12 protein-coding genes and 1 tRNA gene are annotated in these 13185 nt (G+C 70.8%); 5 read left to right on the top strand and 8 right to left on the bottom strand.

The annotated features are described in order from the left end of the window. Positions 1-25: 25 nt before the first annotated feature. Complete coding sequence (locus ELY19_RS23000; protein WP_126198562.1) at positions 26-814, top strand: sulfite exporter TauE/SafE family protein; 789 nt, start codon at positions 26-28, stop codon at positions 812-814. Positions 815-818: 4 nt separating this feature from the next. Here the strand turns inward: ELY19_RS23000 and ELY19_RS22995 are convergent, their stop codons facing one another. The 3 genes from ELY19_RS22995 to ELY19_RS22985 form a co-directional block, all read right to left on the bottom strand. Then, positions 819-1556 carry an ArsR/SmtB family transcription factor gene (locus ELY19_RS22995; RefSeq protein ID WP_126198561.1) on the bottom strand — a complete coding sequence of 246 codons (738 nt, stop codon included), beginning with the start codon at positions 1554-1556 and terminating at the stop codon, positions 819-821. Continuing rightward, positions 1546-2904 (bottom strand): MFS transporter, encoded by a 1359-nt coding sequence (locus tag ELY19_RS22990; protein WP_126198560.1) that lies wholly within the window; start codon positions 2902-2904, stop codon positions 1546-1548. The genes ELY19_RS22995 and ELY19_RS22990 overlap by 11 nt, the downstream gene beginning before the upstream one ends. Positions 2905-3007: 103 nt before the next feature. Continuing rightward, positions 3008-3078, bottom strand: a tRNA-Gly gene (locus ELY19_RS22985). A gap of 252 nt (positions 3079-3330) precedes the next feature. Here ELY19_RS22985 and ELY19_RS22980 point away from each other — a divergent pair. Continuing rightward, positions 3331-4644, top strand: a complete 1314-nt coding sequence (locus tag ELY19_RS22980; RefSeq protein ID WP_126198559.1) for a DUF7847 domain-containing protein — start codon at positions 3331-3333, stop codon at positions 4642-4644. 3 nt (positions 4645-4647) lie between these two features. Here the strand turns inward: ELY19_RS22980 and ELY19_RS22975 are convergent, their stop codons facing one another. The 3 genes from ELY19_RS22975 to ELY19_RS22965 all read right to left on the bottom strand — a co-directional run bounded on the left by ELY19_RS22975 (position 4648) and on the right by ELY19_RS22965 (position 7803). Beyond that, positions 4648-5841 (bottom strand): acyltransferase, encoded by a 1194-nt coding sequence (locus tag ELY19_RS22975; RefSeq protein WP_227967063.1) that lies wholly within the window; start codon positions 5839-5841, stop codon positions 4648-4650. A gap of 117 nt (positions 5842-5958) precedes the next feature. Next, complete coding sequence (locus tag ELY19_RS22970) at positions 5959-7089, bottom strand: alkaline phosphatase family protein (RefSeq protein WP_126198558.1); 1131 nt, start codon at positions 7087-7089, stop codon at positions 5959-5961. 75 nt (positions 7090-7164) lie between these two features. Further along, positions 7165-7803 (bottom strand): Type 1 glutamine amidotransferase-like domain-containing protein, encoded by a 639-nt coding sequence (locus tag ELY19_RS22965; RefSeq protein ID WP_227967060.1) that lies wholly within the window; start codon positions 7801-7803, stop codon positions 7165-7167. A 149-nt stretch (positions 7804-7952) separates the two neighbouring features. Between ELY19_RS22965 and ELY19_RS22960 the strand changes: the two genes are divergently transcribed. Then, positions 7953-8522 carry a hypothetical protein gene (locus ELY19_RS22960; protein ID WP_126198556.1) on the top strand — a complete coding sequence of 190 codons (570 nt, stop codon included), beginning with the start codon at positions 7953-7955 and terminating at the stop codon, positions 8520-8522. Here ELY19_RS22960 and relB read toward each other — a convergent pair. Continuing rightward, positions 8519-9031 (bottom strand): type II toxin-antitoxin system RelB family anti-toxin, encoded by a 513-nt coding sequence (gene relB, locus ELY19_RS22955; protein WP_126198555.1) that lies wholly within the window; start codon positions 9029-9031, stop codon positions 8519-8521. The genes ELY19_RS22960 and relB overlap by 4 nt on opposite strands. A gap of 22 nt (positions 9032-9053) precedes the next feature. On the opposite strand from relB, the gene ELY19_RS22950 reads away from it, so the two are divergent. Beyond that, positions 9054-10232: a benzoate/H(+) symporter BenE family transporter gene (locus ELY19_RS22950; RefSeq protein WP_164711685.1), complete on the top strand. Its 1179-nt coding sequence runs from the start codon at positions 9054-9056 to the stop codon at positions 10230-10232. A 7-nt stretch (positions 10233-10239) separates the two neighbouring features. On the opposite strand, the gene ELY19_RS22945 is transcribed toward ELY19_RS22950, so the two are convergent. Then, on the bottom strand, positions 10240-11667 hold the full coding sequence (locus ELY19_RS22945; RefSeq protein ID WP_227967058.1) for a protein kinase domain-containing protein: 1428 nt from the start codon (positions 11665-11667) through the stop codon (positions 10240-10242). Positions 11668-12295: 628 nt separating this feature from the next. Here ELY19_RS22945 and ELY19_RS22940 point away from each other — a divergent pair. Further along, positions 12296-12829 carry a hypothetical protein gene (locus ELY19_RS22940; RefSeq protein WP_126198553.1) on the top strand — a complete coding sequence of 178 codons (534 nt, stop codon included), beginning with the start codon at positions 12296-12298 and terminating at the stop codon, positions 12827-12829. Positions 12830-13185 lie beyond the last annotated feature (356 nt).

Raw genomic sequence — 13185 nt, 5'->3', positions numbered from 1 at the left:
TCTGCGATCCGGTGGACTCGGACCAGTGAGTGCACTGATCCTGGTTCTGGTCGGCGTCGCGTCGGGCGTCACGACTGCTCTGTTCGGTTTCGGCGGCGGCTTCGTCGCGGTACCCGTGCTCGTGTGGGCCGACGCCGCCCTCGGCGCCGACGCGCCGCGCGTCGCGGTCGCCACGTCCTCCGTGCTGATGGTGGTCGCCGCAGCGGTCGCGACGGCCTCGACGCCGTGGTCCGTGCTCGCCGGCCTGCGGGGGAGCGGGCGCCTGCTCGGCCTCCTGGCGCTCGGTGGTGCGCTCGGCGCGGTCGCGGCGCGGCACGTCCCCGGCGACGTCATCGCGGTCGGCTTCGTCACGTACCTGGTGGCGACCATCGTGTCGGTCACCGCCCGGCCCGGATTCCTGCACGCGGGCACCGACGGTGCGCCGCCCTTCCGGCCCGGCACGGGCCTCCCGATCGGGGCGGTCGCGGCCCTCCTCGGTGTCGGTGGCAGCGTGGTGACGGTTCCGCTGATGCGCAGGGCCGGTCACCGCATGGCGGTGGCGACGGCCCTCGCGAATCCGCTGACCCTCGCGGTGGCCCTACCCGCGACCGTCGTCTTCCTACTGCTCTCGGGCGGCCGTCCCGGCGGTGCCGGCGCCGGCTTCGTGGGCGCGGTGGACATCCGCGCGGCGGCGGGGCTGCTCGCGGGATCGCTGCCGGTGATCGTCGTGCTGCGGCGCCGCGGCCCCCACGTGTCCGATCGCGCGCACGCCCGCTGGTACGTCGGGCTCCTCGTGGTGGTGACGGTCGCGATGACAGCGGCCCTGCTCCGGTGACGGTTCAGGCGGGCCAGTCGATCCCGAAGCGCCGTGCCAGGACCCGTTCGCCGGCCCCGGTCACGCGGACGGCGCGGTACACCGGCAACCGCTCGGCCCAGCCCGCGGCGAAGAAGCGGTCGCACAGCGCCCGGCCGGCGCCGCCGGCGAGGTGGTGTCGGGTCTCCGTCCAGTCGATGCAGTACCGCACGGCGGGGCGGGTGCCGCTGTCGGGCAGTGCGACACCCAGATCCGTGAGGAAGGCGCGCCCGTCGTCGGTGAGCCGGTAGTCGAGGTCGCGCCCCGCGGAGGCGGGTCGATCGGCACCGTCGGCGTGGAAGAGACCGTCGCCGCCGCTGAGGCGCCCGTGATCGAGGAGCGAGCCCATGAGGGCGACGCCGAGCCGCCCGGCGAAGTGGTCGTAGCAGGTGCGGGCGGTGCGCAGCCGCTCGGCGCGGGTTGTGGCTTTGAGTGAGGAGACCGGCTGCGGCGGGGCGAGCGCGGCGAGACGTTCGACGAGGTCGGCGACCTCCGGGCCGGCGATCCGATACCAGCGGTGCCGGCCCTCCGCGCGCACGGCCAGCAGCCCACCGTCGACCAGCTTGCGCAGATGACCACTCGCTGTCGGGCGGGAGACTCCCGCCTCGTCGGCGAGGACGCCGGCGGCGAGCTCGCGGCCGCCCACCAGCGAGAGGAGGATCCGGCTGCGAGTGCGGTCGGCGAAGAGTTCGCCGACGCCGGCGAGGTCCGCATCACCCGACATCGCAGGTCGCCTCCTCCCGATCCGGCACGGTGGCACCGATGCTGGTTGCCACCCCGACCACGAGTATGGCCGCGACCACGGTGAAGGTCAGCGATACCGCCGCCGACGATCGGCCCGCGGCGTTGTACAGCGCGCCGAAAGCGGCGATCCCGAGCGCACCGCCCGCCTGGCGGGCGCAGTTGAGGACGGCTACGGCGAGGCCGGCGTGCTGTGGTGGTGCGGCGGCGAGCGCTACCGATGTCATGGCGGGCATCGCGAGGGAGGCGAGGCCGATCAGCCCCATCCCGGTCACGATCGCGGCGGGGTGCGCCGCACCGGCCGCCACGACCAGCGCGCCCGCCCCGGCGGAGGCGAATCCGGCGACCATCGGCGCGCGAGGACCCGTCCGGGCGGTGACGAAGCCGCTAGTGGTGGAGCCGAGCGCGACGACGATCGTCATCGGCAGGATCGCCGCACCCGTCTGCAGAGCGGTGAGGCCGTGCACGTCCTGCAGTGCCAAGCCGACCACGAGGAGGGCGCCGTAGAGCGCGAAGTTGAACACCAGCCCGGTGAGGGCGGCACCGCGGAAGGGTCCGCGCGCGAGCACGCCGCGCGGGATCAGCGGGCTGCGGGCTGATCGCTGGGTCAGCGTGAACACCCGGGCCGTGCCGGTCGCGGCGGCGGCGAGGGCGAGCGCGAGTGCTGCGCGGCCCTGGCCCAGCTCGATCAGGGCGGCCGTGCCGAAGGCGAGGGTGGCGGCACCGAGCGTCGCGCCCCGCACATCGAGCGGGCGGACGTGACGGGGCGAGTCGGGTACGGACCGCGCGACGGTGATTCCGGCGACGATCGCGATGGGCGCGCCGACCCAGAACACGGCACGCCAGCCGGAGCTGGTCGCGAGCAGGCCGCCGACCGGCGGGCCCGCGGCGAAGCCCGCGCTCGCGATCCCGCCCCAGATCCCGAGCGCGCGTGCACGCTCCGCCGGGCCGGGGTAGAGCTCGCCGATCATCGCCAGCGAGCTGGGCAGGATCATCGCCGCCGCGATCCCCTGGACGATGCGCGCCCCGATCAGGACGGCCCAACCCGGCGCGAGTCCGCACGCCGCCGTCGCCAGCGCGAACAGGACGAAGCCGAGGACGCAGACCCGGCGGCGGCCGTACCGGTCCGCCGCGGGGCCGGCGACGAGCATCAGCGCGGCGAACGGAATCGCGTATCCGTCGACCGCCCACTGCGCGAGCCCGAGACCTCCGCCCAGGTCACGGGACATGGATGCGAGGACGATGTTGACGACCGTCGCGTCGAACTGGATCAGGCCGAACGCGACGGACAGTGCGAGGAGGGCGACGGTGCGCCGCCGGGCGGGATGCATACCGCCAGCCTGGTCCGGAAACGGTTCGGTCTCCGCCGAACCGTTGCGTGGCCTTCCGGCGGAGACGGCGAAAGCCCCGGCCTGAGCCGGGGCTTTCGGTCTGAGCGGGCGACGGGAATCGAACCCGCGTAGCTAGTTTGGAAGACTAGGGCTCTACCATTGAGCTACGCCCGCGTGCGCCGCTTGCGGCGCGCGAGACATGTTACGGCATGCGACCCGCGGGACGGAACTCTCCCCGGTCGGACCGGCCGCCGCGAACGCTCAGCGGGAGTTCGATGTGGTCGGCAACGGCAACCCAGTGCTCGTAGCCGCGCGCCGGCGGCCCGGTGACCCGCTCCGTGTTCGCGGGCGACTCGTTCTCACGGTACGGACGGCCGCAGCGGAGCGAAGTTGATAAGGGTGCATTTGCAATGCAGGATGAGTGCTGTGAATTCCGACGGAACCGGCAATCAGCCCAACAGCGGCCCCGGCGGTCAATGGGGCGGTCCCGCCTCCGGTGACCCGCAGCAGGGGAACCCTCAGTACGGGCACCAGCCCGGGCAGCCGCAGTACCCCTTCGGCGACCCGTGGGCGCATCCGCAGGGACAGGCGTATCCGGGATACGACCAGCAGGGATATGCGCAGCCGGGATACGCCCAGCAGGGATTCGGCCAGCAGGGATTCGGCCAGCAGGGGTTTGCACAGCCGGGGTACGGCCGGCCCGCGCCCGGCTGGGGTGCACCCGCCCCCGACGTGAAGGTGGGCGTGATCCCGCTCCGCCCGCTCGACCTGGGCGCGATCTACGGCGGTGCGATCGCGGCGATCCGCCGGAGCCCCGGCGTCATGGTCGGTCTCACCGCGGTGTTCGTGGTGATCACCCAGCTGATCACGTTCCTCGCGCAGATTCCCCTGACTCGGATCTCGGTCGATCCCGACGCCGAGTCGGACGACGTCCTCGCGGACCTCGGTATGGCCGCAGGCGCGAGCGCCGGAGTCGGTCTGATCTCCGGGATCGTGACCCTCTTCCTGACGGGCGTCCTCACCGTCGCCGTCGCGCGTTCGGTGATGGGGGACCGGACCGGCCCGGGCCAGGCCTTGCGGGCACTCGGACCCCGGATCCTGCCGCTGATCGGCCTCAGCATCCTGCAGTTCCTCGCCGTCCTCCTGCCCGCCGCCCTCGTCGCGGGCGTCGTCGTCGTGCTCGGCGCGACGGCCGGCGAGGCCGGGCCCATCGTGGCGGTCCTCGTGGCGCTGCTGTTCCTCCTCGCCCTCGCGGCCGGCTACCTCGCCCTCATCCCCACCTTCACGCTGGCCTACCCCGCGGTGGTGCTCGAAGGCGTCGGCCCGATCGCCGCGCTCAAGCGGGGCTACGAGTTGCAGAAGCCCGGCTTCTGGCGGGTCCTCGGCATCCTGTTGTTGACCTACCTGATCACCGGGATCGTGACGATCATCGTCTCGATCCCGTTCATGATCGTCGGTGCGATCATCGACGGGGGCGACGGGCAGGACACCCTCGCCGCACTGACGGTTCCCGCCCTGGCCGTGACGACTGTCGGCGCCGCGATCGGACAGCTCGTGACCGCGCCCTTCCTCGCCGGCGTGCAGACGCTGTTGTACGTCGACCAGCGGATGCGCAACGAGCAGTTCGACCAGGTGCTGCGCGACGAGGCCATCCGGAGGTGGCAGACCGGTTCGGCGGCCGTTCCGACGGACGCGCTCTGGCTGCAGAAGCCGCAGCCGGCACCGTCGACCTGGTACTGACGCTCAGGCGCGCTCGCGGGCCACGATCCACCGGCTGACCGGGGTCCGCAACACGACGTCGACGAACAGCAGCGACATCGCCAACACGACTACCGAGAGCGTCGCGGTGCGCAGCAGCGCCGATGCCGGGAACCACGTGCCGAGCAGTTCGAAGAACCCGAGCTTGCTCAGGATGTCCAGCATGAGCGGGTGCACGGCGAACACGCCGAACGCGCGGATCGTCGCATAGGAGACGACGCGCTCGCCGACGGGGCGGCCCGACGCCCGCAGGTCGTCCCACATCATCGCGGCCAGCCAGATCAGGATCGTGGCCGCGACGTACCAGGGCAGGTACAGCGGGTTCCATGCGGCCGTCGCGCTGTCGGGGACGATGCCGGGTTCGGTGTCGCGCAGGTAGACGCCGAGGCTGAAGGCCCCGGCCGCGAGGCACACCGCGATCAGCCGCAGCGCGTGCGAGCGGAGCCACGGGCCCACCTTCTCGTAGTGCTGCGCGGCGAGCATGCCCATCGCCACGAACAGGACGTACATCGGGAGCAGCTTCCACATGTGGTTGAACAGCGTCTCCCACGGCTGGCCGGGCGGTCGCGGCACGTACTGGTAGAAGGCGAAGAAGCCCAGTTGGATCGCGCCCGCGCTGACCAGCACCACCCACGGGTGGCGCTCGAGCTTGTGCGCGAGCTTCTGCAGCGCGGGGAAGAACAGGTAGATCTGCATCGAGATCAGGAGGAAGTACAGCTGGTACTTGGCGTCACCCGTGAACGTGGTACGCACCAGATCGCCCAGCCAGCGGCCGAACGAGGGGAACGGATCGCCCGCGATCAGGAGGTGGTCGGTGATCGAGTAGACGAGCGTCCACACCAGGTAGGGACCCACGATGAGCCCGAAGCGCTTGCGCCAGAACTCGCGAGCCGTCATCGTGCGCCCGCGCATGCTCAGTACCAGGACGAAGAGCGTCACCGCGACGAAGCCGTAGCGGGTCAGATGCAGCGCCGCGGAGATGAGGCCGGTCTGCCGGATGATGTCCGGGGTGTAGTTGATCGTGGTGACGCAGTGCGCGATGACCACACCGAGGAACAGGAGGACGCGGGTGAGGTCGGCGGTCTGCTCGCGCTTCGGCTTCGCCGGCACCTGAGGGGGTGCGGCGACCTGCGGCGGCTTCGTCGTTTCGATGGTGGGCACCACCCTGGTGTCGTGCAAGGGCTGAGCGTCTTCACCCCGGGCTGTCGTCGTGTTTGTTCGGTATCCTACGTGACACTTCTGCAAGAATCGGACAAGGGGCGCGTTCGCCCGTGTCCGCCTCCGAGGCGGTTCGCGTCACCGCGCGGTGACGAGGGGAATCGCCTGTTCGTCGACGGTCCACGCCCCGTGATGGCCGAGCATGCGGGATTCCATCGGCTCCTGGCTCGGTGTCACCAGGACCGAGCCGCCGCGTGCGACCGCGAGCACGTGTCCGATGCGGTGTGCGACCACGGGGTTCGGCGGTGTGGGGCCGAACCAGTGCTCGTCGAGTGCCTGTTCGCGGGTCACGACGTGGGCGTGTGCCCCGAGCGTCTCCGACCAGCGGGTCATCACATCGTCGACGTGGTGCCCCCGCGCGAGGTACACGTGCCGCACCCGGGCCTCGCCCGCGATGATGCGGACGCCGCGATGCAGGGCCGGGAGGGCGTCGAGATTGACCAGGGACTCGGCCTGGATCATCCCGTGGTCCCCGGTGACGAACATCGTGCAGGTCGCGGGCAGGTCCGTCAGGAGGTCGGCGAACATCGCGTCGACGGCGCGGAGCACCCCGAGCCACTCGGCGGACCCGGGTCCGTGCATGTGCCCGGCGGCGTCGAGCAGGCCGGTGTAGGCGTAGGCGAACCGCCGGGCTCCGGAGTCGTGCTCGGCCACCTCGAGGATCCCCGCGCGGACCTCGTCGAGGTGCGCGGCCGGGTGCAGGGTCCCCGTGGCGCGGAACGAGGCCCTGGTCAGGCCAGAGGCCTCCTGGTAGGCGGGCACGACGTAGTGGATCTCGGCCCCGGCGTCGGCGAGGTCCTCCAGACGGCTGCGGCGGCGCTGCAACTCGCGCGGCGGGTGCGATTCGCGGGCGTCGGGTCCGCTGGCGCCGTCGATGGTCCAGCGCAGCGAGTTGAACAGGCGGCGGCCGTGCTCGTCGGGGACGCCGAAGCTGTACCCGACGATGCCGTGCGCCGCGCACGGCGCGCCCAGTGCCAGGCTGGAGAGGCTGCTCGCGGTGGTCGCGGGGAAGCCGGCGTTGAGGGTGGTGCGGACGTGCGCCGCGAGCGTGGGCGCCGCGTCCGCGTGTCGGCGCAGGAGCTCCGCGCCGAGACCGTCGATGAGCAGCAGGACCGTGTCGCGCTCGACGGTCAGGCCGAGCGGATTCTCGCCGGGGATGCCGAAAGCGCTACAGACCGAGGGCAATACGTCGGAGAGCATGCCGGTCATCGGTCGATCGTAACGCTCGCAAAGCCCGGCCACCGCGGGAACCCGCGCCGTGTGACGTGCTCGGCGGGTCCGCGCCTAGGTGATCGTCGATGGGATGAGGCTGGCGACGCCGTCCTCGACGAGGAGCGCCTGGTCGTCGTTGACCCGGGTCAGGGGGAATCGGTCGCCGTAGGTGCGGACCACGTCGTCGATCATGGACCGCGGGTACGGCGGAAGGGCACCGTCGGCGTGGGGGATGACGACGGTGTCGACGAGGCCGAGTCCCGTGTAGTCCGTGACGCCGGGCGCGTCGGCGGGATCGTCGAGGGGAGCGACGGGCTCGATGTTCGGCCCCGCGACGACCGAACCCGCGCTGAGTCCGACGTAGGGGAGGCCGGCGCGCACCCGGGTCGCGAGAACCTCGCCGGTGCCGTTGGCCTGGAGCGCGCCGAGGAGGACGAAGGTGTGCCCGCCGCACAGGTACACCGCGTCGACGGTGTTGAGGTCCGAGTCGAAATCGGCGGCGTCGCGGTACTTCCCGGCGGTCATCCGGGTCAGCCGGAAGCCGAGGTCGGTGAGCTGGGTCCATTCGAACGACCCGAAGGGCTGGTCGGCGTAGGGGATGCCGGCATCGTCGATGAATCCGATCCGCAGGGCGCTCGGTTCGCGCCCGGTGTGCCGGCGGAGGAAATCGGGGAGCGCGCCCGCGTTGAGCGACAGCAGCAGCAGATTCACGATCGCGACGGTACGCCGGCGCTCGCCGTGGCACGCCGGACGCGGCATGAGTGTGAGGCGATCGCGCGCCGCCCGGTCCCGCCGATCGTGCAACTGGAGGGGAGAGAGTTTACTCTTGTGGCAGTAGTGACGAGGATGTGGAGGTCCGGATGCGCGCACGATTCGCACCGGCGATGGTGGCGGGCTGCTGCGCGCTCCTCGCGGGGTGTTCCGCGACGGTGTCCGGCAACGGGGCCGGCGTCACGGTGATCCGCGGGGGTGTCGGCCCGGGCATCGCGACGCCCGCGCCGGCGACGCCCGCGCCGGTCACCACCACGACGACCACGGCACCGGCGACGAGCAGCGCGCCCGCATCCGGCGCCGCGGCCACCGCGATCGCCCTCCCGGAGAACGGGAACGGCTTCACGTTCATCCAGACCCGCAGCGGCCGCACGCGCTGCCAGATCAGCGCGACCAGTGCTGGGTGCCAACTCGTCTTCGATCAGCCGCGGCCCCGCACGGAGTCCGGTGACGAGGCAAACGGCGTCAACGTCACCAGTGACGGATCCCTGTCGTACGTGCTCGGCAACCTCGGCGCGATCGACCCCGAGACGCTGGACTACAAGACCTATACGGCGCGCGGATGGTTCATCGTCGCGAACGAGTACGGCACCGCCTTCACGCATCGGACCACGGGGCACGGCATGGTCGTCAGCTCGCGGGGCGCCGAGGCCTTCTAGCTCGGCGTCGTGATGACCACGACGGCCTCGGCCCCGTCCGTGGTGGCGAACCGGTGCGGGCCGTCGCTGGTCCACGAGTGCGAATCATCCTGGTGCACGGTGATTTCGGCGCCCACCGGGCCGACGGTGAGCGCACCGTCGACCACGGTGAGGTGTTCCCGGACAGCCGGCCCGTGACCGGGCGAGACGTGATCGGAGCCGGCGGGGAATTCCAGCCGGAACACCTCGACGGTCACGTGCGGTAGATGCCGGACCGAGAGCAGGACGCTGCGCATCCCCCCGCCGGCGATGCCATGAGCTCCCGGCGCCTCGCCGAGGAGGGCGGTCAGCGGTACGTCGAGCGGTTCGCACAGCGCGTACAGCGTCTCGACCGTGGGATTGCGGCCGCCGGCCTCGATCTCCGAGAGTGATCCCTTTCCCACGCCGGCGCGCCGTGCGAGCTCGGACAGGCTGAGGCCGCGCTCGGCGCGCAGTTCTCGGAGGCGTCGGCCGACGTCGGGGGAGGGCATGGGGCCATGCTACGTTCTGTTCATGGAACGTTCTGCAAACGGAACGATGGTGCCGGTCGGCGCCGGGATCGTGACCGCCCTGGTCGGGTACACCTCCGCGTTCGCGGTCGTGCTCGCGGGGCTGCGCGCCGTGGGCGCGACGCCGGGCCAGGCCGCGTCCGGCCTGCTGGCCGTCACGGTGACCATGGGCGCGGCGTCCGCCCTGCTGTCCTGGCGGTACCGCATGCCGATCATCAGCGCCTGGTCGACGCCCGGTGCTGCGCTGCTCGCGACCACGGGCGCCGTCGCGGGGGGCTGGCCGGCGGCGGTCGGCGCCTTCGTCGTATGCGGCGTGCTGTTCGTGCTCACGGGGCTCTGGCCGGCGCTGGCGCGATGGGTGCAGCGGATTCCCACACCGATCGCGCAGGCCATGCTGGCGGGTGTGCTGCTGCCGCTGTGCATCGCGCCGGTCGCCTCGCTCGCCAAGCATCCGTGGGCGGTGGCCCCCGTGCTGGTGGTGTGGCTGGCGCTGCTGGCGCTCCGTCCGCGATGGGCCGTTCCCCTGGCCTTCATGGCCGCGCTCGTGGTGATCGCGGTCGCCCTCGTTCGGGACGACGCGGTGCCCGCGGTGGCGGAGCTCGTACCGCACGTCGAATGGACCACCCCGTCGATCACGCTGCAGGCGCTCACCGGCGTGGTCCTGCCGCTGTACATCGTGACCATGGCCTCGCAGAACATCCCCGGGGCGGCGGTCCTCGCGAGCTACGGCTACTCGGTGCCGTGGCGGCCCTCGCTCGCCGTGACGGGGGTGGGCAGCGTGCTCGGCGCGCCCTTCGGCGGGCACGCGATCAACCTCGCGGCGATCAGTGCCGCCCTCGCGGCGGGCCCCGACGCGGGGCCGGACACCGCGCGCCGATGGATCGCCGGCGTCTCGTCGGGGGCGGCGAACCTGGTACTCGGCGTGTTGAGCACGGGACTCACCGCGGTGGTGTTGGCCGCTCCCGAGGGCGTGATCCAGGCGGTGGCCGGCGTGGCGCTCGTGGGCGCCTTCGCCGCCGCGTGCGCCGGCGCCATGGCGGACGAGTCCGCTCGCGTCCCGGCCGCCGTCACGTTCATCGTCGCCGCCTCGGGCACGACGGTGGCCGGCGTCGGCTCCGCGTTCTGGGCGCTCGTCGTCGGGATCGTCGTCTCGGTGGTGCTCGGCGCGCGGCGCACGCAGTAGGCGCTCGCTAGACCTGCGAGTCCGCCCGCGGTGTGGGCGACGAGGTCGTGGCAGTGGTCGTCGAGGTGCTGGTCGTCGTCGTGGTGGTCGTCGTTGTCGTCGTGGTGCTGGTCGGCGTCGTGGTACTCGTCGTCGTGGTCGACGTCGGCGTGGTGGTCGTGGTCGAGCTCGGCGTGGTGGTGCTGCTCCTCGGAACGGTGGTCGTCGTGCGTCGTGCGGCATCCGCGGGCCGCTCGTGACGCGCGGCACCGACGCGGTCGTCAACGGGGCGATCGACCATGGTCCGCGGCACCGGGAACGCTCCGGGGTTGTCGGACGGGACGACAGTGCTGCTCGCGGCGCCGTCGTCGCCCGACGTGGTCAGGCTGAACGCTCCGCCGAGGGCGAGAGCCGCCGCCGCCACGGCGCCGACCACCGCGACGGAGCGCTTCCGGCGCCGGTCGACGGTCCCCGGAACTTCGGTGCGGGGCCGTGTGGTGGCGGGCCGCGAGGTGGCGGGCCGCGTGGGGCGGGTCGTCTCCGGTCCCGGGTGGGTGCGCGGCGGGGCCGGGCGGCGCACCGTCGGGGCGTACGACGCCGTTCGTACCGTCCGGGTGCCGCGCGTCGGGGACTGTGCGGCCCGCGCGGCCGCGTCCGCGAGTTCTCCGCCGTCGGCGAAGCGCCGGCGCGGCTCCTTCGCGAGGGCTCGGGTGATGAGGTCGTCGACGGGGCCGGGCACCCACGCCGGCAGCGCGGGCGGCTCGTCACGGATGTGCTGAACGCACAGGGCGACAGCTGTTTCCGCCGTGAACGGCGGGTGGCCCGTCAGGCATTCGTAGCCGACGACACCGAGGGAGTAGACGTCGGAGGCGGCGGTGGCGTCTTCGCCGGAGGCCTGTTCGGGGGAGATGTACTGGGCGGTGCCCATGACCATGCCGGTCTTGGTGACGGGTGCGGCGTCGACGGCCTTGGCGATGCCGAAGTCGGTGATCTTCACCTGCCCGGTGGGGGTGATGAGGATGTTGCCGGGTTTGACGTCGCGGTGCACCAGGCCCGCGGTGTGGGCGACCTGGAGGGCGCGGCCGGTCTGTTCGAGGAGGTCGAGGGCCTGGGCCTGGCTGAGGTGGCCGAGGCGGCTCAGGACGGCGTTGAGGGGTTCGCCGTTGACGAGTTCCATGACGAGGTACGCCAGTGGTGCGCCGCCGGTCTGGTCGGCGGTCTCGCCGTAGTCGTAGACGCCGGCGATGCCGGGGTGGTTGAGGGCGGCGGTGGTGCGGGCCTCGTTGCGGAAGCGGGCGAGGAACTCCTGGTCCTCGGAGAATTCGGCTTTGAGCACCTTGACCGCCACGCGGCGGTCGAGCCGCGTGTCCATCGCCTCCCACACCTGGCCCATGCCACCGGTGGCGATGAGCCGGAGGAGCTCGTAGCGGTCGGCGAGTACGGTTCCGCAGCGCAAAGCTGGTCCCTCCTGAGCTCGGGATCGTCGCTGCTGCACCGGTCCGGGGCCGCGATGGCACGCGGGCAGCACCGGACGGCGTCGCGCACGACTGATCGGGGTGTGGTTGTCGTCCGGTGTATCGCGCACGACCGTCGCATCGTTACGTTGCGCTCGTCGGCGACGCCGGCTCGTCGTTCTCTGTCGCCGATCCAACGCCGCTGTCGCGTCCGGCGCGAGCGACGACAACTCGATGTAGTGCGCTCGCGTGGTCTTCGCATCCGTGTGCCCCCGAGCTGCGCGGCCGCGTCGCCGCGGTGTCCCGGAAGTTGTGCGGCGCGTCACCCACCCGTAGTCGTCGCCGCGGATCGTTCTCCCACCTCAATTTACTAGTGCGAAGTCTTGGTTTGTGTTACCTTTCGATTCGAAGTAGCAAATATTGGTCGCGCGGCGAGGAGGCTGTCGGGTTCTCGTTTTCCGAGAATCCCACGATCGCAAACAATTGGAAGCTGATGGTGGCGGATGTCGATGCGGGATTGTTGACAGACCAGTATTCGGCGACGGTCATCGGGAGACATTTCAGGGAGAATGCATACGTATCGACATGCCCGAAAATACCTACCAACTACCGAGACTACTATACGACAGGGTGCAACAAATGATGATCAGACGAGTCGTGGGAGCGGTTGTCGCTTTGATTGCGATAAATTCCGTTGCGGGATGTGACAGTAGCGCAACACCGGTTCAGACGCCGTCACCATCCGGTGGAACCCACGAGCCGTGGAGCGCTATCAACGCCTGGCGTGAGAGCTCTCCACTGACCAGGGATAAGATCAAGTCTCGCGCCAATATTGACCTGCAATCCACTGAGACTCCCAATAGGTATGAAACAGTCGGCAGCTTCGCTATCGGTGGGGGGATGACAGCCCAGCGGGTGTCCCTGGTGGAGATCCCCGGACAGTCGTTCGCACACTTCGAGGTCACGACGCAGAAGTGCGAGGATCTGAATTCAGCGCGTTCCTACTACCCGAAGATCGAATTGTTCAGTTCGTCGCCCGCGGGCGCACCCAACGCGGCGAAGTACTACACGACGGGCGATGACTCGGGATGGAAAACGCTACTTTCCTTCTCGGGCGATGGCGGCTGCCTTGTGGGCTTTCGTCTCGGTGAGACCGTAATCTAGTCACGCCGTGGACTAGCCGCTCCGCTTGAACGAGGAAGGGGGCATGCCTCGGCCATGCACGCCCCCCCGCAACGGACGTGAGTGTCCAACCGGGCGCCCCGTCAGCGTCGCGACCAGCGCGCCGTCCACGGTCCACCGTCGGCGCCTCCGCGCGACGTGAGTGGGCGCTCCTGAACGAGTTCGATTCACGGCGGCGGCCCACCGAACCATCTCCTACCGGCTTCCGCAGAATCAGGTTGTATCGACCCAGACTGATCGCTGTGGTCACGTCGTGAAAATGAGAATGGGCTACCTGACGGGAAAGACCGGTTTTGGTTGGATCAAGATCCAGTAGCGCCATGGCATAAACAACATTC

The sequence above is a fragment of the Tsukamurella paurometabola genome (assembly GCF_900631615.1).
GTDB lineage: Bacteria > Actinomycetota > Actinomycetes > Mycobacteriales > Mycobacteriaceae > Tsukamurella > Tsukamurella paurometabola_A.
The sequence above is the reverse complement of the archived record's forward strand: the minus strand, read 5'-3'. Positions and strand labels throughout refer to the sequence as shown.

What these genes read in the sequence shown, in the direction of transcription:
- ELY19_RS22995 (WP_126198561.1), bottom strand. Translation starts at nt 1,556, where the DNA reads ATGTCGGGTGATGCGGACCTCGCCGGCGTCGGCGAACTCTTCGCCGAC.
- ELY19_RS22960 (WP_126198556.1), top strand. Translation starts at nt 7,953, where the DNA reads ATGCGCGCACGATTCGCACCGGCGATGGTGGCGGGCTGCTGCGCGCTC.
- ELY19_RS22950 (WP_164711685.1), top strand. Translation starts at nt 9,054, where the DNA reads ATGGAACGTTCTGCAAACGGAACGATGGTGCCGGTCGGCGCCGGGATC.
- ELY19_RS22990 (WP_126198560.1), bottom strand. Translation starts at nt 2,904, where the DNA reads ATGCATCCCGCCCGGCGGCGCACCGTCGCCCTCCTCGCACTGTCCGTC.
- relB (WP_126198555.1), bottom strand. Translation starts at nt 9,031, where the DNA reads ATGCCCTCCCCCGACGTCGGCCGACGCCTCCGAGAACTGCGCGCCGAG.
- ELY19_RS22970 (WP_126198558.1), bottom strand. Translation starts at nt 7,089, where the DNA reads ATGACCGGCATGCTCTCCGACGTATTGCCCTCGGTCTGTAGCGCTTTC.